We start from the raw sequence: 22,343 nt of genomic DNA on the forward strand, positions 1-22,343 counted from the left end.
CGAGGCGACGCGTGCGGATTCACCGGCGGTGGCAAGGCTACGGCGTGCGGTTACTCCGGTGAGTGAACAAATGATCGCAAAGAGTATGCTCGGCCGTACGAGCGCCTCAAGGAGAAGAAACCATGCCAGAGCGTTGCAAAGGCCTAGGCCTGATCATCGTCGCGCTCATGCTCGGCATGCTTCTGGCCGCCCTCGACCAGACCATCGTCTCCACCGCCCTGCCCACCATCGTCAGCGACCTGGGCGGTCTCGAGCAGCTCTCCTGGGTCGTCACCGGCTACCTGCTCGCCTCCACCGTCTCCACCCCGCTCTGGGGCAAGCTGGGCGACCAGTACGGCCGCAAGGGCCTCTTCATCACCGCGATCGTCATCTTCCTCATCGGCTCCGCCCTCTGCGGTCTCAGCCAGTCCATGGGGCAGCTCATCGCCTTCCGCTCGCTGCAGGGCCTCGGCGGCGGTGGGCTGATGGTGCTCGCGCAGGCGATCGTCGGCGACGTCGTCCCGCCGCGTGAGCGTGGCAAGTACCAGGGCTTCTTCGGCGCCGTCTTCGCCGTGTCGAGCATCGTCGGCCCGCTGCTCGGCGGCTTCTTCGTCGACAACCTGTCCTGGCACTGGGTCTTCTACGTCAACCTGCCGGTGGCCGCCGTCGCCCTCGTGGTGATCGTCGCCGTCCTGCCCGGCGGTACCACGCGCACCCGCCACACGATCGACTACGCGGGCATCGTCCTGCTGGGCGGCGCGACGTCCTGCCTGGTCCTGCTGGCGACGTGGGGCGGCACGACCTTCCCGTGGTCCGACCCTGTCATCTGGGGTCTCGGGCTGGCGGCGGTGGCGATGCTGGCTGGCTGGTGGTTCGTGGAGAGGCGGGCCGCCGAGCCGGTGATGCCGCCGCGCCTGTTCGCCTCGCGCACGTTCACGATGTCGTCCGTGGTCGGCTTCGTCGTCGGGTTCGGCATGTTCGGCGCGCTGACGTACCTGCCGCTGTTCATGCAGGTGGTGTACGGCGTGAGCGCCACCCTGTCGGGAATCCACCTGCTCCCGATGATGGCCGGCATGCTCACCATGTCGATCATCAGCGGCCAGGCCATCTCGCGTTACGGCCGCTACAGGTTCTTCCCGATCGTCGGCACGGCCGTGGCCACGATCGGGATGTTCCTGCTCTCGCGCCTGACCGAGAACAGCTCCACGCTCACCATGAGCGTCGACCTGCTCGTGCTCGGCGTGGGGCTCGGCATGACCATGCAGGTGCTCGTCATCGTCGTCCAGAACGCGGCCGGCTACGAGGACCTGGGCGTGGCCACCTCCGGCGCCACGTTCTTCCGCTCGATCGGCGGCTCGTTCGGCGTCGCCGTCCTCGGGTCGATCTTCACCGCGACGCTCGACGAGGACCTGCGGCAGCTCATCGCGGGTGTGCGGCTGCCCGCGGGGTTCGACCCCGCGCAGGTGCAGGCCGACCCGACGATCATCAAGCGGCTGCCGCCCGCGCTCGCGGCCGACTTCCTGCACGTCTACGCCGACGCCATCTCCACCGTGTTCACGGCGGCCACGCCGATCATGCTGGTGGCGTTCCTGCTGTCGTGGTTCATCCCGGAACAGCCGCTCAGGAAGACGGTGGGAGCCGTCGACATCGGCGAGGGCCTGGGCGCGACCTCGGCGGAGCGCTCCTCCCTGGCCGAGGTGGAGCGCGGTCTGGTACGGCTGGCGGACGCCGACCTGCGCAGGAACTACTACGCCAGGCTCGGCCTGCTGGCCGGGCTCGACGGCATCCCTCCGGCAGGCGTCTGGATCATCACCAGGCTCGACGGTGAGGGATGGGTGCGCGGCCAGGACCTGGCCGACCGCGGGAAGGTCACGCGGGCGGAGGGCAAGCCGTACGCCGACCAGTTGGTGGCCGCCGGACTGGTCAGGCGTTCAGCGGACGGCGAGTCGCTGCGGCTCACGGCCGAGGGCGACAAGGTCGCGGCGGTCCTGCTCGCACGCGCCAGGGACGGGCTCAGGGAGTTGGTCGCCGACTGGGGCGCACATCCCGAGTTGTATCGGCTGCTGGACACGTTGTGCCCGCAACTGCTCGGCGCGGACGCCGACCGGCCTCGTTAGCTGGAGGCCGCGGGAGCCGGCGCGGGCGCGGGCGTCGAAGCGGGGGCGCTGGAGCTGGTGCTCGTGCTCTCCGTGGACTTCGCGGGGGTCGTCGTCGACGTGGTCGTCGAGGACGACGAGCGGTTGTCGGTGCGGTAGAAGCCGGAGCCCTTGAAGACGATGCCGACGGCCGAGAACACCTTGCGGAGCTGCCCCTCGCAGTTGGGGCACACGGTCAGGGCGTCGTCCGAGAACTTCTGGACGACCTCGAGTGGCTCGCCACAGTCATTGCAGACGTACTGGTACGTGGGCACGCGCTCCTCCTCAGGTTGGCACTCGACCTACGCGACTGCCAATCATAAACACTCCTTGAGGGCGACTCATTCCATACCGCTCTCGCCGTACCACCCGGCCAGCTTGCCTCGGCGGCTGACGGCGCGCATGCGGCGCTCGACGCGGTCGCGGCAGGCGGCGGTGGTGACCACGAGGAGCTGGTCGTCGGATCTGATCCTGGTGGTGCCCGTGGGGACGAAGGTGTGGCCCTCGCGGACGATCAGCGTGACCGCCGCGTCAGTGGGCAGGCGCAGCTCGAAGATCTCCACGCCGTGCAGCAGCGAGCCCTGGGGCACCTTGATCTGGAGCAGGTCGGCGTTCAGCTCCTCCAGCGGCGCCGACTCCACGTCGAGGTCGCGGGCCTCGCCCTCGGTGGCGACGCCGAGGAGCTTGGCGACGTACGGCAGGGTCGGCCCCTGCAGGAGCGTGGTCACGATGACGATGACGAAGACCTGGTTGAACAGACGCTCGGCCTCGCCGACGCCCGCCGCCCACGGGATCGTGGCCAGGACGATCGGCACCGCGCCGCGCAGCCCCGCCCACGACAGGAAGGCCTGCTCCCGCCAGTTGATGCGGTCCAGGCGGAGGATCCGCACCAGCCACGCGCAGACGATCACCGACAGCGGCCTGGCCAGCAGCACGAGGACCGTTCCCGCGATGAGGCCGGGCACGATGTCGATGGGCATCTCGTGGGGGCTGGCCAGCAGGCCGAGCATGACGAACAGGCCGATCTGCGCCAGCCATGCCGCGCCCTCGGCGAATCCGCGGGTGGCGGCCCTGTGCGGCAGCCTGGCGTTGCCGAGGATCAGTGCCGTCAGGTAGACGGCCAGGAAGCCCGAGCCGTGGAGCAGGACGGCGCCGCCGTACGCGACGAAGGTCAGCGCGAGCACGGCGAGCGGGTAGAGGCCTGAGGCGGGCAGCGCGACGCGGCGCAGCGCGTAGGCGCCCGCGGGGCCGAGCAGGCAGGCCACCCCCGCGCCGATGGCCAGCTCCATGACCGCTTCCAGGACGAACTCGCCCAGGTTCGGTACCGGGCCCGTGGCCTGGCTGAGCAGCACGACCACGATGACCGTGGGGGCGTCGTTGAAGCCCGACTCCGCCTCCAGGATGCCCGCGAGCCGGGTGGGCAGCGGGAGCCTGCGCAGCACGGAGAAGACCGCGGCCGCGTCGGTGGAGGCCAGCACGCCGCCGAGGATCAGCGCGGTGCGCCAGTCGGCGCCCAGCAGTCCCTGTACGGCCAGCGCCACGACCACGATGCTGACCGCCACCCCGACGGTGGCCAGCGCGAGCGCGGTGGGTATCGACCGCCTGACATGGCTCCAGGTGGTGGTGAGACCACCTTCGGCCAGGATCAGCGCCAGGGCGCCCAGCCCGATCTGCTGGGCGAGCATCGGGTCGTCGAAAGGGATGCCGAAACCGCTCTCACCGAGCAGGAATCCGAACCCGAGGAACAGCAGGAGGCTGGGCAGTCCGCTGCGGTGAGCGACCCGGACCGAGGCGATGGCCGCGATGACGACGGCTGCTCCGAGAAGAAGCCAGACGTCGAGTTTCATCCGGCCCCCTCTCCTGTCCTGAGGGATATTGTCGCGTACTCGCCGGGCTAGTCCGCCCTGCAACGTAGCGCTATGCTCGCGCGATGTTACGCCGTTTTCTGATCATCGCCGGATTGCTGGTGGCGATGGTACTGGCGGGCGGATTCGCCCTGTTGATGCAACGACAGTCAACGTATGACGGCAACATTCGACGGATCGCCGAGCCGTTCCCCGTGGAATCCGAACGGCCACCCAAACCGGTGGGTGAGGCACAGAACTGGCTGCTGATCGGCTCGGACCGGCGGCCCGGCGAGGCGGGCGCGCAGCGCGCGGACACCATCATGATCCTCCACCTGCCCGCGGACAGGGCGCGGATCTACGTCATCGGCATCCCTCGCGACGCCTACGTCCCGATTAAGGGCCACGGGAACGACAAGATCAACGCCAGCTACGCGTACGGCGGGCCCAAGCTGCTCATCTCGACCGTGGAACGATTCACTGGTGTCCGGATCGACCACTTCGCCGCCGTGGACTTCGCCGGGTTCGTCGCCATGACGAAGGCGATCGGCGGGATCGACGTCTACGTGAGCCGTACCACCCACGATCCGATGAACAAGGTCACCTGGCGGCAAGGCGCCGTCCATCTGGAGGGCGAGCAGACCCTCCTGTTCGTCCGCCAGCGCTACAACCTGCCCGGCGGCGACTTCGACAGGATCAGGCGCCAGCAGGCCGTGATCAAGGCCATGGGCAAGAAGCTGCGCGACAGCAGCGTGTTCGAGATCGACGCGTTCCTGCAGGAGGCCACCAAGTCGCTCAGCGTGGACCCGGGCGTGAGCGTCTCCCTGCTGCGTGACCTGGCCATCGAGCTGCGCGGCGTCGAGGACCTCACCGCGCTCACCACGCCCAACACCGGCTCGGCCATGGTCAAGGGGGCGAGCGTGGTGAAGATCGACAAGGCGCAGGCGGACAGGTTGTTCGAGGCCGTCCGCCAGGACGCCATCGCCCGCTACGTGGAAGAGAGCGGCGGGATCAACGACACGGACCTGCTGTACTGACGTTGGTCAGGCCGCCCGGTTGTGCCACCCATTTGACCGGCTGATCGTGCGGCTCGACGGGTATGCCGCTGATCAGCTCGCCGTCGTGGAGGAGGGCGACGGTCGGCACGTTCGGTCCCACCCTGGCGAGCGCGCGGTCGTAGGAGCCGCCGCCGCGGCCGAGCCGTACGCCCGAGTCCCTGTCGACGGCGAGCGCGGGCACGATGAGCAACGCGGCGGTGCGGACCGCCTCGACGCCCCTGCGCGTGTCGACCGGTTCCATGATCCCGAACCGGCCCGGCGCGAGCGTGTCGGGGCCGTCGTAGACCGCCCAGTCGAGGTCGTTGTCCTGGCGCAGCACCGGCAGCATGACCGTCGCGCCGTGCTTCCACAGGGCGAACACCAGCCCGTGCGTCTCCGGCTCGTCGCCGATCGACCAGTAGCACGCCACCAGGCCGGCCATCTGGACCCACGGCTGGTCGAGCAGGGTCTCGCGGATCGCCCGCGCGTTCTCCCTCCTCTTCGCCGCGGGAATGGCGCCACGCTGTTCGATCAGCTCGCGGCGCAGCTTCAGCTTGTCCACAGATACCTCCAGTAGGGTCGCTGTATGGCTGACTTCGACCCTGTGACGAAAGCCGTCGTGCCCGCCGCGGGTCTGGGCACCCGGTTCCTCCCGGCGACCAAGGCAACTCCCAAGGAGATGCTGCCGATCGTCGACAAGCCCGCGATCCAGTATGTCGTCGAAGAGGCCGCCTCCGCCGGGCTCCTCGACGTGCTGATGGTGACCGGCAAGAACAAGCGCTCCATCGAGGACCACTTCGACCGCGCGTTCGAGCTGGAAGGGGCCCTTGAGGCCAAGGGCGACGAGGAACGGCTCTCCCAGGTCCTGGAGCCGGCGTCGCTGGCGACCCTGCACTATGTACGGCAGGGCGAGCCCAAGGGACTCGGGCACGCGGTGCTCTGCGCCAAGCAGCACGTCGGCGACCACGCCTTCGCCTGCCTGCTCGGCGACGACCTGATCGACTATCGCGACCAGCTGCTCAAGCGCATGATCGAGGTGCGCGACACCTATGGAGGCAGCGTCGTCGCGTTGATGGAGGTGCCGAAGGAGCAGGTCTCCCTGTACGGCGTCGCCACCATCTCGCCCACCGGCGAGGACGACGTCGTGCGCGTCACCGACCTGGTGGAGAAGCCTCCGGCGGAGGAGGCGCCGTCCAACTGGGCGGTCATCGGACGCTACGTGATCGACCCTGCCGTCTTCGAGGTGCTGGAGAACACCCCTCCGGGCCGCGGCGGCGAGATCCAGCTCACCGACGCCCTGCGCACCCTGGCGGGCATGAGCACCTCGGAGGGCGGCCAGGTCCACGGCGTGCTGTTCCGCGGCCGCCGCTACGACACGGGCGACAAGCTCGACTACCTGCGCACCGTCGTGAAGTTCGCGGCCGATCGTGAGGATCTCGCCCCGGAGTTTGTACCGTGGCTGCGTGAGTTCCTCGATGAAATCGGTTGACGCGCACCTGGCCGACATCCTCGCCACGGTGCGCACGCTGGCCCCGCTCGAGCTGGAACTCGAGCGGGCGCTCGGCACGACGCTGGCCGAGGAGGTCTCCTCGCCGGTGCCGCTGCCGCCGTTCGACAACTCGGCGATGGACGGCTACGCCGTCAGGTCCGCCGACGTCGCGGCCGCGCCCGTGACGCTTCCCGTCATCGACGACATCCCGGCGGGCTCGGGCGAGCTGAGGGCGATCGGCCCCGGGCATGCCGTCCGCATCATGACGGGCGCGCCGCTGCCCGCGGGGGCCGACGCGGTCGTGCCCGTGGAGTGGACCGACGCGGGCACCGCGACCGTGCGCGTCGACCGCCCCGTCGCCGAGGGCAATGCCGTACGGCGGGCGGGCGAGGACGTGCAGGCGGGCGAGGTCGTGCTGAAGCCCGGCACCCGCATCGGCGCCGCGCAGCTCGGCATCATCGCGGGCACGGGGCGCCGCAGGGTGTGGGTGCGTCCCCGCCCGCGGGTCGTGGTGCTGTCGACCGGCGCCGAGCTCGTCGAGCCGGGCGCGCCGCTCGGCGCGGGCCAAATCTGGGATTCCAACAGCTTCACCCTCACGGCCGCCGTCCGCGAGGCGGGCGGCGACGGCTTCCGCGCGGGCACGGTGACCGACGACCCCGCGGTCTTCCTCGACCAGCTCGACGCCCAGCTCGTGCGCGCCGACGTGGTCATCACCAGCGGCGGCGTGTCCATGGGGGCCTACGAGCCGGTCAAGGAGGCGCTCACCCCGCTCGGGACGGTCCGGTTCGAGCGGGTCGCGATGCAGCCCGGCATGCCGCAGGGCTTCGGCGTGGTCGGCGACGACCAGGTCCCGATCTTCACGCTGCCCGGCAACCCTGTCTCGTCCTACGTGTCGTTCATGCTCTTCGTCAGGCCCGCGCTGCGGAAGATGAGCGGGCTGCCCGCGGGCCCGCCGCCGCTCCACACCGCCCAGGTGCTGTCCGCGCTCAGGTCGCCCGAGGGCAAGCGGTCGTTCCTGCGGGGCGTGCTGGCCGACGACGGCACGGTCGTGACGCCCGTCCACGGGCAGGGATCGCACCAGCTGGCGGCGCTCGCCTCGGCGAACTGCCTGATCGTGGTGCCCGAACAGGTGACCGAGGTGCCCTCGGGAGCCGCTGTACAGGTGATTCGGATATGAGCGAGTTCACACACCTCGACTCCACGGGCGCGGCCCGCATGGTCGACGTCGCGGGCAAGGACGTCTCCGTCCGTACGGCCACCGCCACCGGCAGGGTGGTGCTCTCCGGCGAGGTCGTCACGCTGCTGCGCTCCGGTGAGGTGCCCAAGGGCGACGCGCTCGGCGTGGCGCGCATCGCGGGGATCATGGGGGCGAAGCGGACACCCGACCTGATCCCGCTGTGCCACCCGATCGCCCTCCACGGGGTGTCGGTCACGCTCGACGTGGTCGACCAGGGGGTGGACATCACCTGCGTGGTGAAGACCGCCGACCGCACAGGAGTCGAGATGGAGGCGCTGACCGCGGTGACCGTCGCGGGGCTCGCCCTCATCGACATGGTCAAGGCCGTGGACCCCGCGGCGGTGATCACCGATGTGCGGGTGGAGGAGAAGACGGGCGGGAAGACCGGGGTATGGAGACGTCCTTGATCCGTGCGCTGGTGATCACCGTGTCGAACAGGGCGTCCGCAGGGGTCTACGAGGACAAGTCGGGCCCCTTGCTGGCGTCACTGCTGACGGCGGAGGGGTGCGAGGTGTCCGGGCCCGTGGTGGTCCCTGACGGCCCTCCGGTGGAGGAGGCGTTGCGAGCGGGGGTGGCCGAGGGATACGCGGTCATCGTCACCACGGGAGGGACCGGGTTGACGCCCCAGGATCTAACGCCGGAGATGACGGCCAAGGTCATTTCTCGCGCAATTCCTGGCATCGCCGAGGCAATACGGCAGGCGAACAGGGAGCGGGTTCCGACGTCGGTCCTGTCGCGAGGGCTGGCGGGACAGGCGGGCTCCACGTTGATCGTGAACCTGCCGGGGTCGTCGGGCGGAGTCCGGGACGGCGTCGCCGTACTGGGGCCGATCCTGCGGCACGCGGTCGACCAGATCCACGGCGGCGACCACCCGCGCTGAGGCTTCTCACTTGCGGCTTCCAGGGCTCGCTCTCGCGCGTCCTGGAGCCATTTCGTCACGCCGCCTCACCCGGCTTCCACAGGTGTCTCAAGCACCACCTCGGCGTCCTGCCGCCTCCCATGCGCCTCAGCGGTCCCGCGTTCCTGAAGCGCACGCCTTCCGCGCGCCCTCCTCGTGCGGCGCCCCCCGAGAGCCCCGACCCGCGCCCTGCCCGGCAGAGAGACGCCGGCCGTCCCCCCGGATCTCGGGCGCACCTCCTTCCGCCGCCTGGAAAAACCCCAGCTCGCGTCCGGCGTCCGGGCTCCCGGTACCCGAGGAGGGTGGCTCCAGGGGGATCCATGGCGGCTTCGCCGGATTCCGGGGGATGATGAGTGATGTGGATCGACTTCGTGGTTGGCCGGCGACCCTGAACGAGGGACCCGTGGGACTGCGCCCCCTCCGCCTGGGGGACGTCCGCGTGTGGCGCGACACCCGCCTGCGCAACGCCGACTGGCTGCGACCGTGGGAGCCGAGCAACCCCGAAACCCCCCTGTTCAGGACGGGCCTCGGGCCGTACCTGTCGATGGTCGCCACCCTGCGCAGAGAGGCGCGTCAGGGGCTCTCCATGCCGTGGGTCGTCACACACGAGGGCAGGTTCGCGGGGCAGCTCACCGTCGGCGCCATCGTCTGGGGCTCGGCCCGCTCCGCCCAGGTCGGCTACTGGATCGACGGCGCGCTCGCCGGACGCGGCATCACACCCACAGCGCTCGCCATGGCCGTCGACCACTGCTTCTTCACCACGGGCCTCCACAGACTCGAGGCGAACATCCGTCCCGAAAATCACGCCAGCCGCAGAGTGGTTGAGAAGCTCGGGTTCAGGGAAGAAGGCATTCGACGGCGTCAGCTCCACATTGATGGGGCCTGGCGTGACCACATCTGCTACGCGCTGACCGTCGAGGACGTGCCTCGCGGGCTGCTCGTACAGTGGCGGCGCGCAGGCTCATCACATGAAGAGGTTTGACGATCTCGCGACACACCGCACCGAATACTCGTCAATTAGTGACACGCGGTCTTACGGTGCGTGACGTGAGCACATCGAAGACGCCAAGAGCACCCATGCGTCTTCGGGCTGCCCTCAGGACCGTTCCTGGGGTTTCCTGGGCCCTTCGTGCGGCTCTTCTTGGCGCTCGGAGGTGGCCGTGAGCAGCGTCTTGCTGTACCTCGCCATCGTGGTGATGTGGTTGTGCGTCCTCGTGCCGATGTGGCTGCGCAGGGACCGTAACAACCTGGCCGAGCTCGAGGAGTTCTACGCGGCCGAGATCACCGGACCGGTTCCGACCATGGCCGCCTCCTCCCCTGTGGAGTCGCAGGACTCCGAGCCCGTCGAGCCGTACGACACGATCAGCGACCTCACGCATCCGCCCGTGGACCTGCGTCACCTTCGCGCGCGCCGTAGAGCGATCATCGTAGCGCGCCGCAGGAGGATGCTGTTCTTCTCGATCCTGCTGACCCTCGCATCCGTGATCACCGCCGCGGTCCAGGTGATCCCCTGGTGGGGGGTGGCGCCCTCCGGCGTGCTCCTCGCGGCCTACCTCACCGTGCTGCGCATCGCCACCCGCGTCGACCGCGAGCGCCGCATGCGCGCCGCCGAGGTCCGCGCGGCCCGCCTGCGCCGCCAGCGCGAACGGCAGCGCGCCGCGAACCTGGCCGCCGAGGAGGCCGAGGCCGAGATCATCGAGTTCCGCACGCCGGACGTGCTGTTCGACCAGTACGCCGACCCGCCCCGCCGCGCGGTGGGGGACTGAGACGGCGGTGGATGGCGCGAGTACCCCTGGAAGTTTGCTAATCTAATCGAGTCCTAGGGGATGTAGCGCAGTCCGGTAGCGCACTTCGTTCGCATCGAAGGGGTCAGGGGTTCGAATCCCCTCATCTCCACCCAGGTCAAAGGCCGCTTCTGAAGATCAGAGGCGGCCTTTTTCGTGCCTGTACAGCAGTTCGGTACAGCAGCGGGAGCCAATGGGAAGCGCCTCCGGCGGGGGAGTCCGGCCCCGAGGTGATTCCTCGTGAGCATGCCGCTCGGTCTGTGGCTGGGCTTGATCACCTCGCCCGCCATCGCCCCAGGCAAACCCAGCAGACCGGCTCCGCCGATGCAAGTCCGGTCCCTGAGGTAGGTGAGTTCGTGCAGACGATGAGGCCGGGCTTGTGTCTCTGTCCCCGGCCCGCTGCCGCTCCGCGGTGGGACGGCGGCGAACGAGGTGATCAAGGGGTGGATACGGCAAGGGCCGCCTTCCACCCGTCGGTCACCAGCCGCTGCAGGCGGGACCGCATTCCTTCCACCTGGGAACGGGTGTCCGGCTTGCCCTGCGCCTGCACGATCTCTCGCCCGCATTGGTCGCTCCGCCGTGGCCGGCAGCGCCACCGCCTGCTCCCGCCGGCCGCGCAAGACAGGCAACGGCGATGTCGCATCCTCTGGATCACGAGGGTCGAGGCGGGGCAGCTTTTCGACGTCCTCACCGTCGTGATCGGCGAACAACGTCAGGGTCTCCTGGGTGATGGCCTATCGCCGGACCTGCTCTTCGGCCTCAGTCGGCCGCGTTTTCGCAGCTCATCCACCTGCCGCAACGCGGACCTCTCGGCCCGAGCCGAGCGTTCCAACAGCGACGTCACCATCGACTCCCTGAAGGGAAAGTAGTCACTCACGTGTTGTGACGGAGGTCACTATGCGACTTAGTAATCGGTACCGTATCGTTTACTAAGTGACCGACAACGTACTCGTCGCCGGCGCCGGCCCCACAGGGCTGGCCCTGGCCATCCACCTGACGCTCCACCACATCCCGGTTCGCGTCATCGACGGCGCCCCGGGCCCAGCCACCACCTCTCGCGCTCTAGGCCTGCAGCCGCGCGGCGTCGAGGTCCTGGAACGCATTGGCGCGCTGGGCGACCTGCGGGAGAGGTCGCAGACCATGCTCAACATGTCCTACAACGAAGGATCACAGACCGTGCTGCGGTTGCACGTCGGCCAGGCCGCCGCCAGCATGCCGAAGCAAACGCTGCTGATCTCACAGGCCGAGATCGAAGGCACGCTGCGGCAACGGCTGCGTGAACTCGGCGGCGCCGTCGAGTGGGATACGCGATTGGTCGGAGCCCGGCAGGACGGCGCGGGCGTCACCGTCACCACCCAGGCAGCCGACGGCACGCAACAGCACATCGAGACTGCCTGGCTGGTGGGCTGTGACGGCGCGCACAGCGTCGTGCGCAAACTCGCCGGTATCGGCTTTCCCGGGCGCAAACTCATTCAAGACCTGCTGATGGTCGATGTGAAAGCCATCTGGCCCTACGACAGGAACGGCAGCACGACATGGATGGACACCGGTCACATGCTGTCGGTGACCGCACTGCCCGACGACACCTGGCGGGTGTTCTCAGAACCATCGGCGCCACCACCGGACGACCTGTCAGAAAGCGAGATCACCGATCGCGTGCTGCAGGAGTTCTCCCGCCGCAGCGGAATCGGGCTCGACACTGTCACCGAGGTCAAATGGGCCTCGGAGTTCAGGATCCACCGCCGTCTCGCCGACAGCTACAAGCGCGGGAGGATCTTGCTGGCAGGGGACGCGGCGCACATCCAGAGCCCCACGGGCGGGCAGGGTCAGAACACCGGGCTCGGCGACGCGGAGAATCTTGCCTGGAAGCTGGTGCTGGTCGCCGACGGTCGTGCCGACCGGCGACTGCTGGACACCTACGAGGGTGAACGGCGCCCGCTGGCAGACAAAGTCCTGAGGGCCACGAGTACGGCGGTGGGCATCATGCTGCCGGACACGCGGTGGAAGCGGCTGGTGCGCGACAAGGTGGTCCTACCGGCTGTCCGCCTGCCTGCCGTACAGCGGAAGCTTTTGCAGGTCTCATCTCAGCTGGGTATCAGCTATCGGGGCGGGCCGCTGGCCCCGCGTTCGCACGGCTCGGGACCGCGCCCTGGCGACCGGATGCCGGACATCCGGTGCCGCCGTCGCGACGGTGGTGAGACCACGCTCCACGCCGCGATCGGGGGTCGTTGGGCCGTCCTGGCGGGCGATGAGGATGAGGCAGCCCGGCACGCCGAGGCGGCGGCGGCCCAGCTGGGCGCCGACATGGTCATAGTTCTCATCACGGTCAACAAGGATGTGCGCGATGTGGTGTTGATCCGCCCGGACGGGCACATCGGTTGGCGTGGCCGCCCGGCACCAGACAAACTGACGGCATGGCTGAATCAGGTGCTGTGGCCAGCGTAGAACGCCACGGCCGCCCACGCGACCCAGGTAACGACGCCGCCATTCTGGAGGCCGCGCTCGACCTGCTGATCGAGCGCGGCGCCGCGGGCACCAGCATCGAGGCCGTCGCCCAGCGCGCCGGTGTGGCCAAGCTGACTGTGTACCGGCGCTGGCGTTCCAAGGACGACCTGCTGATGGCCGCGCTCGAACACGCCCGCGGCGCCGACCTGGACGCGCCACCGGCCGGGCAGAGCGTGGACGAGCTGGTCAGCTCCATCGCCGAACTCCTCAGCCAGCCCCGGTTCCGCACGTTGATGGCCCGGGTGATCGGAGCCTCGGTCGACTACCCGGACCTGGTGACCGCCTACCGCGCGCGATACCTGCAGCCGCGGCTGGACGCCCTGCCTGAGATCGCCCGGCGGGCCATCGACGCCGGCCAGCTGCCTGGGGAGACCGATCCCGGCGTCATCAGCGACATCCTGTCCAGCGCGATCGGGTTCGTCCTGTTGCATCAAGAGGAGATGACCGCGGCGGAGATCGAGGGCCGGCTGCGGGGCCTGCTCCGGCACATCGGCTACCAGGCCGTTCCGACCTAGCCGGATTCCGGCTTCGATCCGGATTTCCGGGCGGGTGCGGTGCGCATCGTGCGGGAGACAGGAAAGCCGATCGCGCAGGTCGCAAAGCATCTGGGCATCAATGCGGGCACGCTGGCCAACTGGGTGCAGATGGACCGGCTTGCCCGCGAGCAGGACACCAACGGTGGTGAGCCGGCCGAGTCGGAGCGGGAGGAACTCGCCAGCCTGCGCAGGCAGCGGACCGAATGGGCCAAGGAACGCGCCGAGCTGGAGATGGAGCGGGATGTCCTCGAACGCTCGGTGGAATGCCGGTCGGCAGGCGCGGACGAGATTCAGGGCCGCCAAGCTGAGAAGGCGCACTATTCAGGTCACCGGGGCCGAGCTCGCTAAGCGCAGGCGCCGGCGGGCGTTACAGCGTGCCTCCGGCGGGGCGCTCTGGCTCCGGGCAGGCCGAGATCCTTGCGGGGGTTGGTTCGGGTTGCGGTGGAGGCCTGCCCGTATGCCAGATGTGTGGTTGCGCTGGTGCATGCTCACAGCCCACGTTCGCGCATGAACTTCTCCGGATCTAGAAAGTACTCAGAAGCGACACTCGTAGCCTTGACGACAACAGGGTCCTCAAGTGAAGCGGGCCATATTTGAAGATAGTGGTCATCGACGGCGTCATCCGAGCCTTCCAGATCCATGCCCTTGACGTGATACCGAATACGGTAAGTTCCAGGCCCGGCCGGGAGAGGCGGAAGGGGGCACATCACAGCCTCGTCGAAGGTGAACCCCGTCATTTCCACTTCGCCCGACATGGACACGTAGCCAATTTCCACGATGTCTTCGTAACCAGCGAGATCCGCTCCGGGATCCTGGTCGGCAATGGTCACAGTGAAGTTGGCCGGGCCCCACTGATGAGTGATCTGAAGATCCACACACCCCTGCTCGACTTTGACGAATCCAATGGACTGTGCCGGTGCATCGACATATCCGCCGGATTCCTTATCCAACAGGTGGGCGACACCACAGTCCTGAACTTCAACTGTCAGGCGTACGGTCTGGACCTCGTTGTTGCTCATGAGTCGGAAGCGTAGAGGTCGCCACCGACAAGATCGTTGGAGTCCCACGAGTCAGCCCTGCGCCAAGGCCGTGATCGGCTGAGCGCCCTGCCCTAGCCGGCTTTGTTTCAGCCCCGCAAGCTGCGGCCGGTCAGGTTCTGCGGGAGATGACCATGATGTATTCGCAGGGGGCGTTCGTTCGGTTGGCGAAGCCGTGGTCCGCGTCGGCCTGGAAGAACAGGGAGTCGCCTGTGTTCAGGGTCTCGCTGATCCCGCCGATCGCAACGGTGAGGGTGCCGTCGAGCACCACGAGTTGTTTCTCCGTACCCGGCGGATACGCGGGCAGCAGCCCGGTAGAGACCTGCGCGGGGAGGTAGTGGACGACCATCTCGGCTCCTCCCGCGCCCGGGGCCGCTGACACCATGTGCCGCTCGAAGCCGGTTTCCGGGTCACGGAAAACGGGGCGATCGTTCTTGCGCATGACAATGGCCACACCGGACGCGGCAGCAGCCGGCGCACCGATCAGGTCCGAGAGTGACGCGTCGAGCGCGTGGGCGATCTTAGACGCGACGCCGATCGTCGGGCTCTTCTCGCCGCGTTCGACCTTGGACAGCATCGCCCGGCTCACCGACGACTGTGTGGACAGCTGCTCCAGCGTCAGGCCCGCCTCCTCGCGGCGTCGCCGCACGTTACCGCCGAACGCGCCGGCCAGGTCGTCACCGTGCTGTGGTTCGGCCGTGTTTCCGTCTTGCTCGACCACCGTGCTCCTCGATCGATGGGTACCTCGCTGCCCACAGTGTAGGGTTTCTCCTAAAGAAGATAGAGTCTTCTATCGAAGACACACGATCGACGGAGGTTCCATGCGTTTGATCTCGAGTGGCCAGCACCATGCCACGTTCGAATTCGGCGATCTGCAGGTGATCTCGTTGCGAGACGGGTACATCGACATGCCGCCGACACGGCTCCGCGACGAGGATGGGCGCACGCTCGATGAGCTGCCAGCCGTCGTCCCGCTGGCCGGCGACAACTTGCGGCTGTCGGTCAACGCCTTCTTCGTCACCGACGGCACGCGGTCGGTTCTCATCGACACCGGCGCGTCCAACGCCTGGCACGACCCCACCATGGGATTGATCTACGATGCGCTCGACGAAGCGGGAATCGACCGCGCGCATGTCACCGATGTGGCCATCACCCACAAGCACGAAGACCACGTGAGCGGCCTGATCGCGCCGGACGGTTCAGAGGCGTTCACCAAACTCGAGCGCGTGTGGATCGGCGCGGGCGACACCTCGGTGTTCACGGGGCGGCTCGAGCCGATCCGCGACCGGGTCGTACCCGTGTCGGAGAAGGTCGCGATCAACGACTGGACCACCGCGATCCCCACACCGGGCCACACACCCGGTCACACCGTCTATGACGTCAGGAGCGGCACCGGCCACCTTCTCGTCTGGGGCGACACCGTTCACGTTCCCACGCTCCAATTCGATCAGCCGAACGTGTCCTGGGAGCTCGACGGCAACCAGTCCCAGGCCCGCGCCGCGCGAGCGGCCCTCCTCGAACAACTGACCCAACCACACCACTTCGTAGCCGGCGCCCACCTCGACTCACCCGGCATCGCCCGTGTAACCCCCTCCGGCGACGGTTATGCGCTGGAATACCTCGCACCACCGATCGGCTGATCGAGCCTGTCGGCTCCGGGCCGCGCTCGCGATGGCCGCCAAGGAGGGCAAGCTCGTCTGGCCCGGCTGGTCGCCCACGAACTCGACCACCTGAACGGCCGCCTCTACACCAGCTGCATGCGCGACGGCCTCCAGCCCATCCCGGTCGAGGAATGCCGTCGCCGTGACCCGTGCGGCCTCGATCGCGACGGCGACCCTGGAGGCGTCGGCGCGTCGCAGGTGGCGTTCATGACGTCGATGCAGCGCGAGTCGTAGTGGCCGCTGACCACGTAGGCGCGGGCGGCCTGGCGCGCCTCGAGCGCGAGGCCGCCAGGCACAGAAGACGTCAGTAGTGACAGATCCGACAGACGATCCGATCCGGCGCCGGCGCGCTGGAAGCATGCGCTGAGCTCATGTTTAAGGCCACTGAAAGATCGGTTCTTAACGTTTCCGCGTGGGCAACCCCAACCGCAAGGAGTGACATGAGGTTAATCGCAGCTATCGCCGCCACGATGGTGCTCGCCTCCTCCCCGGCCGCGGCCGAACCTGAGGAGAGCGACCGGGAGATCCCCCTGGCGCACCTCGAATACACGACCGGTCTCACCGTGAGCTTCTCCGACAGCCAGCCCTCCAACGAAGTGGGGATGTCCCAGCTCGGGATCATCGGCCGCGCGCCGCTCATCGCCTGGGAGCGGAGCAACAGCTACCTGCAGACCTACCTGGAGATCACCCCGCCCGACGTGCCAGTGCCCCAGCGCCTCGTCGATGACCACGGCACCGACCTCCCCGCCGAACTGCAGCGGCGGCGGATCACCAGCGAGCCGGTCACCGTACGCGGCCTGACCGCTCCGGCCGGCGCCGTGTTCTCCGCCTCGTGCACCGCCGAACACTGGGGCTGGCACCTCTGGCACGACAACGCCCAGGCCGGCCTGGCTCCCAAGTCGTACACCACCCTCGACTTCGGCGGTTTCAAGGAGCGTCGCGCGGAGAGCTTCATCTTCAACTGCCTGCCGGTCGGCTCGCCGAGTCACCTGTGGGCCCGGCACCGGCTGTACTACTGGAACGGCACCAGTTGGTGGAAGCAGGCGGACGAGAAGGTCGGCCCTGGGCTTCAGGCGGAAGAGGTCAAGGGCAAGGTCAAGCTCCACCGCAAGGTCACCTATGACGACGGCTGGGGGTCCAGCCCTAACTGCCTCAGTGGGGCTTGCAAGTACACCCGTGAGGGACGTTTCACCAGCTGACGGGTGACCGGTCGCCTGCGGAAGGCTCAGCTGCCCCAGCCTGGCTGTGTCCGGCTGGGGTTTCTGCGCTGTGCGCCGCCGGCGACCCGAACCCCGGACGTTCAGCCGCGCCCAGCAGCAGGCCATCCACAGCGCCGGCGACTACCAGCAGCCGCTCACCGAAGCCGAGGCCACCCTGCTGCTGTCGGTCATCTGGTGCGGCCGCTCCCCGCAATACGCCGCCTTCCGCGAGCAGCACCTCGAGCTCGAACGCGAGCGGGGACCCGTTCGCCGAGCCGCCCTGGTGGCGTCACCCTTGACGCCTGGGTGCCGCGCAGGATGGTCGTGGGCACCGGGAGGTGAGGGGTAAGGCGGTGCGGAGTCGCGGTGCCATGGCGCGGCCGCTCTCGGGAGAGGGTGGCAACAACGCGACGCTATGCGCGCGCATCGCGATCGCATAGCCGAAATATCAACCGTGGCGGCGAAGCTCATCTCACACCGACCGACACGGAGGAACACGCGATGGAAGCCCGGATGAAGAACCCCGCCACGATCATCCCCGCCGCCCAGAAGCCGATCATGGAGCTGATGAAGGCCGCCCAGTCCGGTGGGCTCTCCCACGAGCTCGCGGAGATGATCCACCTGCGGGTCAGCCAGATCAACGGCTGCAGCTTCTGCGTCGACGCCGGCTACAAGAGCCTGCGCAAGCTGGGCGAGAGCGACGAGCGCATCGGCCTGGTCGTCGCCTGGCGCGAGACGCCGTACTACACCGACGCCGAGCGGGCCGCCCTCGCGCTGGCCGAGGCCGCGACCCGGCTGGCCGACCGCGCCGACGCCGTCCCCGACGAGGTGTGGGACGACGCCGCCGACCACTTCGACGAGCGGCAGCTGGCCTCGATCCTGCTGATCACCGCCACCACGAACCTCTTCAACCGCCTCAACGCCCCCATCCGGCAGATCGCCGGCACCTGGTAAGGACCATCCACCATGTCTGTCGTCCGCACACACTCCTACTCGGTGGCCGAGTCCGACCTGGAGGAGTTCCTCGCCCGCCGCGGCTCGCTGATCGCCACCGTGCGCGAGGGGCACCCGGGCCTCACCCACGCGGTGCTGATCCGGCTCGATGACGGTACCTACACCGACACCTGGCACTGGGAGAGCGCGAAGGAGCTCGGCGCCGCGCTGGCCGCCATCGCCACCTTCCACGAGGCGCCGCTGACCATGGCGCTCACCAAGGACGCCACCGCGCAGAGCGGTGAGGTCGTCGATGAGCGCTGACAGCCACTGAGGACCCTGAACGGGAGGCCGGTCCCATGTCCGTCTCCCAGACGCGTTTCAGCCGGATGCCCTCCTGGCCGAGGACACCTACTCCGGGGAGACGCTTGAGCTCCTCCTCAGAGACACCCGCGGCTCTCGCCGCTTCGAGGACAAAGCGCACCACATAGGGGGTGTAGATCCTTTTGTCATGCTTAGTACCCCTAGGGTAGGCATTGGCGGATTCGGATCCGCTCGTGGCGCGTTCTGGTCTCATCGTCGGCGCACCGCGATCCATACCGTTGTTCACAACGGCGACAAGGAGAGCGGAGACATCGTGCCGACCGCGAAGATGATCATCTGTCCGGTCAGTGACCTCACCAAGGCCAAGGAGGTGTTCACCCCGCTCATCGGGGTCGAGCCCTCCGTGGACGAGGTCTACTTCGTCGGCTACCGGACCGGTGATCAGGAGATCGGCTTGAACCCCCGCGGGCATCGGCAGGGTATGGCGGAGCCGGTCTGCTATTGGAAGGTCGAGAACATCCAGCAGACCCTGCGGCGCCTCCTCGTCACCGGGGCCGTTCTGCGGCAGGACGTCACCGACGTCGGCGGCGGCCGCCTGGTGGCCACCGTTGCCGATGCCGACGGCAACGACCTCGGCCTCCTGCAGGACCAGTGAGCACCGCGCTCGCGACCAGTTTCACCGGCCCGGCCGGGCACATGACCACCCATGCACCACATAACCACCCATACATAAGGAGTAAGACATGAAGGCACACGTCAGCTCGATCCTTCTTGGCGTCCGGGACATGGACCGGGCCAAGCAGTTCTACACCGAGGGGCTCGGCTGGAAGATCAAGAGCGACTTCGGCATCTCGGTGTTCTTCGAATCGGACGGCGCCTCGCCTGTCGGCTTCTACGGCCGCGAAGGCCTGGCCGCCCAGGTGGGCACGGACCAGGAAGGCAGCGGCTTCAGCGGACTGGTTCTGACCTACGTCGTCCGCAGTGAGGCGCGGGTCGACGAGATCATGGCGGAGGCCGAGAAGGCCGGCGCCACGGTCCTCAAGCCCGCCGGCGCTCTGCCGTGGGGCGGGTACGGCGGCACCTTCGCCGACCCGGACGGCTACATCTGGAGTCTCGGCTACAGCGCCCAAGGAGCCGACCAGCCCTACGCGGAGTAGCCGCGATCTTTGTCTCACAGCCGTCCGGAACGGCGGGGCGCGTGTCGCTGCCGTACCGGACAGCTGTGACCCGGGTGCGGGAAGCGGGAGCGGCGATCGGAGCCGGGCGGGCGGGATCCGCGGTGAACCGGCAGGACAAACAGGAGAAGATCATGAAGTTTCGGGCCTACGTCGAGCCACCTGAGCCCATGCGGGGTCTAGAAGTTCCGTCCGAGGTGGTAGCAGCGCTCGGCGGGGGCACGCGGCCGCCGGTGACGATCACAGTCAACGGGCATTCCTGGAAGAGCCGGGTCGCCCTCCTGCGCGGCCGCCACTTGCTCGGCCTCAGCAATGCCAACCGGCGGGCCGCGGGTGTTGCGATCGGCGACGAGGTCGAGGTCGAACTGGAGCTCGACACCGAGCCGCGCGTCGTTGTCGAGCCAGAGGACTTCGCCCGCGCCCTGGACGACGACCCCGTCGCCCGCGCCGCGTACGACAAACTTGCGTACAGCCACAAGCGCGAGCACGTGCATGCAATCGAGAGCGCGAAGAAGCCCGAGACACGTCGGCGGCGTATCGAGAAGGCCATCTCCACCCTGCGGGGCTGAACCAGAACCCTGAACTGGTGAAGGAACCGGGCCGCAGCCTCCGTTCACCTGCGTGTGATCGTCCGAGAGGCCGCGGGTGCCGAGCTCCGGTACGGCAGGCTTTACACATATCTCGGCAGGACCCGGGGCTGTCTGATTGAGGCACAGTCGACCTGGTCGCGGATTGGCCGATGGCTGCCGCTGGGCGGAGGGCATCGCGATCGAGGGGACGCCGAAGCGGCCAGGCAGGTTCTGCGGCAGCTCGCCGCCCCGGTCGAGTCCTACTGCACCCCTCTCGCGGGCTGGCAGCCGCTCACGGCGCGAACAGGACCCGGGATTCCAGATCGAGACGGGTGGTGGGTTCGGCCACCGGCGGGCTGAGGTCAGGGCTGAACGTTCTCGGCTGGTGGACACATGCGGGTATGACGCGGCTGGGTGGTTGAGGGGCGCCCCGGGGCGCGAATGACAAACGCGACCCCCGATGAACGTCGGTTGTCTACGCCAGTCGATCAAGAACAGGGGCCGCATTCGCGTGCCATCATCCCCGATCGTCCGCCAGCCACCCCGCCGACGGCCTTCAATTACTCGGTTTTCACAACATGAGAACCCTTTCGGCCCTGCCACCACACCCGATAGTTCCAGGACGAGGCGGCTTTCCCTTGATACCAGGAGGCTGATTCGGCAGAGTTGGCTGATGTCTGTTGGCTGATTGTCAACAGAGAACCGATGGGGGAGAGCACATGGTCTCAGCCGGGTGGCGGATCGGGGGATTCCTGGTGGCGCTGTTGGCCATTGTCACCCTGGCCGGGTGCTCCGCAGACACAGCACCTCCGCAAATCCCGCGGACGCAGCCGTCATGGCATCTCCTGGTCGATGACGACTTACGTACCGCGGCCGACGATCTCTGTCCTGAAGGTAAGGGACCGACAGGGCTGGATTGCCGATCGGTGGCTCCAGGATATGACACCTGTCTCAAGCGTCACCAGGTGAAAAACGCGGCCACGTTATGTCAACAAGCCTTGATCGTCCGAATTGAATGTCGATATGGACTGCGAGGATCTTTCCATAACGACCGGTACTGCGCCGCGTCGGTCGAATCTTATTTATCGTGTCGGACGGGAAGCCCCAGAAGGTCTGACGAGGTGTGCGCTGCGGGCGAAAGGGAGTTCTTGCGGTGTCCGGGCTATTTCGATCCGGCCAGCAACTTTGACTGTGTGAAGGCGCGGGACGCCTACTATGAGTGCCGCGACGACGCTCGAGGCGACCAAGCGTTTTGCTCGACATACATCGAGGTTCTCGGTTTGTGTCGCACACTGAGGGTCGACTGCTCCGGCCTCCTCGACAAGTATCTTGTGTGCGCAAGCGAAGGTCTTTCCCCCAATGAGTGCGCGTTCGGGCTCAACATGAGAATCAATTGCTTGCGGGATCTCGCGGACGGCGTCTTTCGGCAGGTCGCGACATGTGATTCCATCTGGCGTGACGCCGTTAGAGACTGCAACGGCATGCAAGGGCTCGAAGTGGATGGTCCTACGCCTTGTACGGGTGGTGCGGATTGGCAAACGGCAAGCTACTCGATCTGCGAAAAGCAGGGCGAACCTGCCGAAACGATCGGTGTGGCGTATTTATTGGAGGACGGTGTTGACCGAATCCCTGTCTGCTGGGCATCTACGGATGACAGGGGCTCAATAGTTGAGGCGGCAACGGACGTGTCGGGCGCACGGGGTGTTCGAGTCGTATACCAGCATGGGGAAACCAACTATGAACCCCTGTACCACTAGGGATCGACTTTGCTACCAGTGACGCATTCTCCTCGACCCCGAGAAGGAGCCAGGGTGGCAGTCCGGAGAGAAGCGAGACGGGGAAGCTCCCGACCAGCAAGAGCTGGCAGGGAGCTCCATGCCTCGTCGGGTTCCCGCTAACTCGGGTGCGAGGTGCCGCCGGCTCCGGCAGCATGGTCGGTCGACTTGACGAAAGGCGATCATGACACGAGCGTTCCTGCAGCCGGACGATGTGCGCGACCTT

At 67.7% G+C, this 22,343-nt stretch carries 24 protein-coding genes, 1 tRNA gene and 1 pseudogene; 21 read left to right on the plus strand and 5 right to left on the minus strand.

Going from position 1 to position 22,343, the window contains the following annotated elements; all coding sequences use genetic code 11:
• Window positions 1-122: 122 nt before the first annotated feature.
• Entirely contained in the window at window positions 123-2,096 is a 1,974-nt protein-coding gene (locus AC3EO4_RS22820; protein ID WP_431897647.1) for an MFS transporter, read from the plus strand.
• Here the strand turns inward: AC3EO4_RS22820 and AC3EO4_RS22825 are convergent.
• Window positions 2,093-2,389 (minus strand): FmdB family zinc ribbon protein, encoded by a 297-nt coding sequence (locus AC3EO4_RS22825; protein ID WP_379583490.1) that lies wholly within the window; start codon window positions 2,387-2,389, stop codon window positions 2,093-2,095. The two genes, AC3EO4_RS22820 and AC3EO4_RS22825, sit on opposite strands and share 4 nt — an antisense overlap.
• 66 nt (window positions 2,390-2,455) lie before the next feature.
• The gene (locus tag AC3EO4_RS22830; protein ID WP_379583492.1) at window positions 2,456-3,961 is read right to left on the minus strand and encodes a potassium/proton antiporter; all 1,506 of its coding nucleotides are present in this window, start codon (window positions 3,959-3,961) and stop codon (window positions 2,456-2,458) included.
• 83 nt (window positions 3,962-4,044) lie between these two features.
• Here AC3EO4_RS22830 and AC3EO4_RS22835 point away from each other — a divergent pair, with 83 nt between their 5' ends.
• Complete coding sequence (locus AC3EO4_RS22835; RefSeq protein ID WP_431897649.1) at window positions 4,045-4,995, plus strand: LCP family protein; 951 nt, start codon at window positions 4,045-4,047, stop codon at window positions 4,993-4,995.
• Here the strand turns inward: AC3EO4_RS22835 and AC3EO4_RS22840 are convergent.
• Window positions 4,970-5,557: a 5-formyltetrahydrofolate cyclo-ligase gene (locus tag AC3EO4_RS22840; protein WP_431897651.1), complete on the minus strand. Its 588-nt coding sequence runs from the start codon at window positions 5,555-5,557 to the stop codon at window positions 4,970-4,972. The two genes, AC3EO4_RS22835 and AC3EO4_RS22840, sit on opposite strands and share 26 nt — an antisense overlap.
• Window positions 5,558-5,581: 24 nt before the next feature.
• Here AC3EO4_RS22840 and galU point away from each other — a divergent pair, with 24 nt between their 5' ends.
• The 10 genes and pseudogenes from galU to AC3EO4_RS22890 all read left to right on the plus strand — a co-directional run.
• Window positions 5,582-6,484 carry a UTP--glucose-1-phosphate uridylyltransferase GalU gene (gene galU / locus AC3EO4_RS22845; RefSeq protein ID WP_379583498.1) on the plus strand — a complete coding sequence of 301 codons (903 nt, stop codon included), beginning with the start codon at window positions 5,582-5,584 and terminating at the stop codon, window positions 6,482-6,484.
• Complete coding sequence (gene glp, locus AC3EO4_RS22850) at window positions 6,471-7,661, plus strand: molybdotransferase-like divisome protein Glp (RefSeq protein ID WP_379583500.1); 1,191 nt, start codon at window positions 6,471-6,473, stop codon at window positions 7,659-7,661. The genes galU and glp overlap by 14 nt, the downstream gene beginning before the upstream one ends.
• Window positions 7,658-8,128, plus strand: coding sequence for a cyclic pyranopterin monophosphate synthase MoaC (gene moaC / locus AC3EO4_RS22855; RefSeq protein WP_379583502.1), 471 nt, complete (start codon window positions 7,658-7,660; stop codon window positions 8,126-8,128). The genes glp and moaC overlap by 4 nt, the downstream gene beginning before the upstream one ends.
• Window positions 8,113-8,601, plus strand: a complete 489-nt coding sequence (locus tag AC3EO4_RS22860; RefSeq protein WP_431897653.1) for a MogA/MoaB family molybdenum cofactor biosynthesis protein — start codon at window positions 8,113-8,115, stop codon at window positions 8,599-8,601. The genes moaC and AC3EO4_RS22860 overlap by 16 nt, the downstream gene beginning before the upstream one ends.
• Before the next feature lie 367 nt (window positions 8,602-8,968).
• Entirely contained in the window at window positions 8,969-9,601 is a 633-nt protein-coding gene (locus tag AC3EO4_RS22865; protein ID WP_358131079.1) for a GNAT family N-acetyltransferase, read from the plus strand.
• Window positions 9,602-9,779: 178 nt separating this feature from the next.
• Window positions 9,780-10,385 (plus strand): divisome protein SepX/GlpR, encoded by a 606-nt coding sequence (gene sepX / locus AC3EO4_RS22870; RefSeq protein WP_379583506.1) that lies wholly within the window; start codon window positions 9,780-9,782, stop codon window positions 10,383-10,385.
• A 56-nt stretch (window positions 10,386-10,441) separates the two neighbouring features.
• Window positions 10,442-10,515 (plus strand) — tRNA-Ala (locus AC3EO4_RS22875).
• Window positions 10,516-11,336: 821 nt separating this feature from the next.
• Complete coding sequence (locus AC3EO4_RS22880; protein ID WP_431897656.1) at window positions 11,337-12,848, plus strand: FAD-dependent monooxygenase; 1,512 nt, start codon at window positions 11,337-11,339, stop codon at window positions 12,846-12,848.
• Window positions 12,836-13,423 (plus strand): TetR/AcrR family transcriptional regulator, encoded by a 588-nt coding sequence (locus tag AC3EO4_RS22885; RefSeq protein WP_431897658.1) that lies wholly within the window; start codon window positions 12,836-12,838, stop codon window positions 13,421-13,423. Before AC3EO4_RS22880 ends, AC3EO4_RS22885 begins: the two co-directional genes overlap by 13 nt.
• A gap of 24 nt (window positions 13,424-13,447) precedes the next feature.
• Window positions 13,448-13,792: pseudogene (locus AC3EO4_RS22890) on the plus strand (transposase); the annotation flags it as partial.
• 140 nt (window positions 13,793-13,932) lie between these two features.
• Here the strand turns inward: AC3EO4_RS22890 and AC3EO4_RS22895 are convergent.
• Both AC3EO4_RS22895 and AC3EO4_RS22900 read right to left on the minus strand, forming a co-directional pair.
• Window positions 13,933-14,463, minus strand: coding sequence for a hypothetical protein (locus AC3EO4_RS22895; protein ID WP_431897660.1), 531 nt, complete (start codon window positions 14,461-14,463; stop codon window positions 13,933-13,935).
• 130 nt (window positions 14,464-14,593) lie between these two features.
• Window positions 14,594-15,202: a helix-turn-helix domain-containing protein gene (locus AC3EO4_RS22900; protein ID WP_431897661.1), complete on the minus strand. Its 609-nt coding sequence runs from the start codon at window positions 15,200-15,202 to the stop codon at window positions 14,594-14,596.
• 100 nt (window positions 15,203-15,302) lie between these two features.
• Here AC3EO4_RS22900 and AC3EO4_RS22905 point away from each other — a divergent pair, with 100 nt between their 5' ends.
• The 9 genes from AC3EO4_RS22905 (at window position 15,303) to AC3EO4_RS22945 (ending at window position 20,342) form a co-directional block, all read left to right on the plus strand.
• Window positions 15,303-16,121 (plus strand): MBL fold metallo-hydrolase, encoded by an 819-nt coding sequence (locus tag AC3EO4_RS22905; protein ID WP_431897663.1) that lies wholly within the window; start codon window positions 15,303-15,305, stop codon window positions 16,119-16,121.
• 117 nt (window positions 16,122-16,238) lie between these two features.
• Window positions 16,239-16,376, plus strand: coding sequence for a hypothetical protein (locus AC3EO4_RS22910; protein WP_431897665.1), 138 nt, complete (start codon window positions 16,239-16,241; stop codon window positions 16,374-16,376).
• A 206-nt stretch (window positions 16,377-16,582) separates the two neighbouring features.
• Window positions 16,583-17,341: a hypothetical protein gene (locus AC3EO4_RS22915; RefSeq protein WP_431897666.1), complete on the plus strand. Its 759-nt coding sequence runs from the start codon at window positions 16,583-16,585 to the stop codon at window positions 17,339-17,341.
• A gap of 70 nt (window positions 17,342-17,411) precedes the next feature.
• The gene (locus AC3EO4_RS22920) at window positions 17,412-17,690 is read left to right on the plus strand and encodes a hypothetical protein (protein WP_431897668.1); all 279 of its coding nucleotides are present in this window, start codon (window positions 17,412-17,414) and stop codon (window positions 17,688-17,690) included.
• A 152-nt stretch (window positions 17,691-17,842) separates the two neighbouring features.
• The gene (locus AC3EO4_RS22925) at window positions 17,843-18,295 is read left to right on the plus strand and encodes a carboxymuconolactone decarboxylase family protein (RefSeq protein ID WP_379583524.1); all 453 of its coding nucleotides are present in this window, start codon (window positions 17,843-17,845) and stop codon (window positions 18,293-18,295) included.
• Between the two features lie 12 nt (window positions 18,296-18,307).
• Complete coding sequence (locus AC3EO4_RS22930; protein WP_379583526.1) at window positions 18,308-18,598, plus strand: hypothetical protein; 291 nt, start codon at window positions 18,308-18,310, stop codon at window positions 18,596-18,598.
• A 313-nt stretch (window positions 18,599-18,911) separates the two neighbouring features.
• Window positions 18,912-19,253 (plus strand): VOC family protein, encoded by a 342-nt coding sequence (locus AC3EO4_RS22935; protein ID WP_431897671.1) that lies wholly within the window; start codon window positions 18,912-18,914, stop codon window positions 19,251-19,253.
• An 88-nt stretch (window positions 19,254-19,341) separates the two neighbouring features.
• Entirely contained in the window at window positions 19,342-19,755 is a 414-nt protein-coding gene (locus AC3EO4_RS22940) for a VOC family protein (protein ID WP_379583530.1), read from the plus strand.
• Between the two features lie 122 nt (window positions 19,756-19,877).
• Window positions 19,878-20,342, plus strand: a complete 465-nt coding sequence (locus tag AC3EO4_RS22945) for a YdeI/OmpD-associated family protein (protein ID WP_379583532.1) — start codon at window positions 19,878-19,880, stop codon at window positions 20,340-20,342.
• Window positions 20,343-22,343 lie beyond the last annotated feature (2,001 nt).

It is taken from the genome of Nonomuraea sp. bgisy101 (assembly GCF_057708945.1).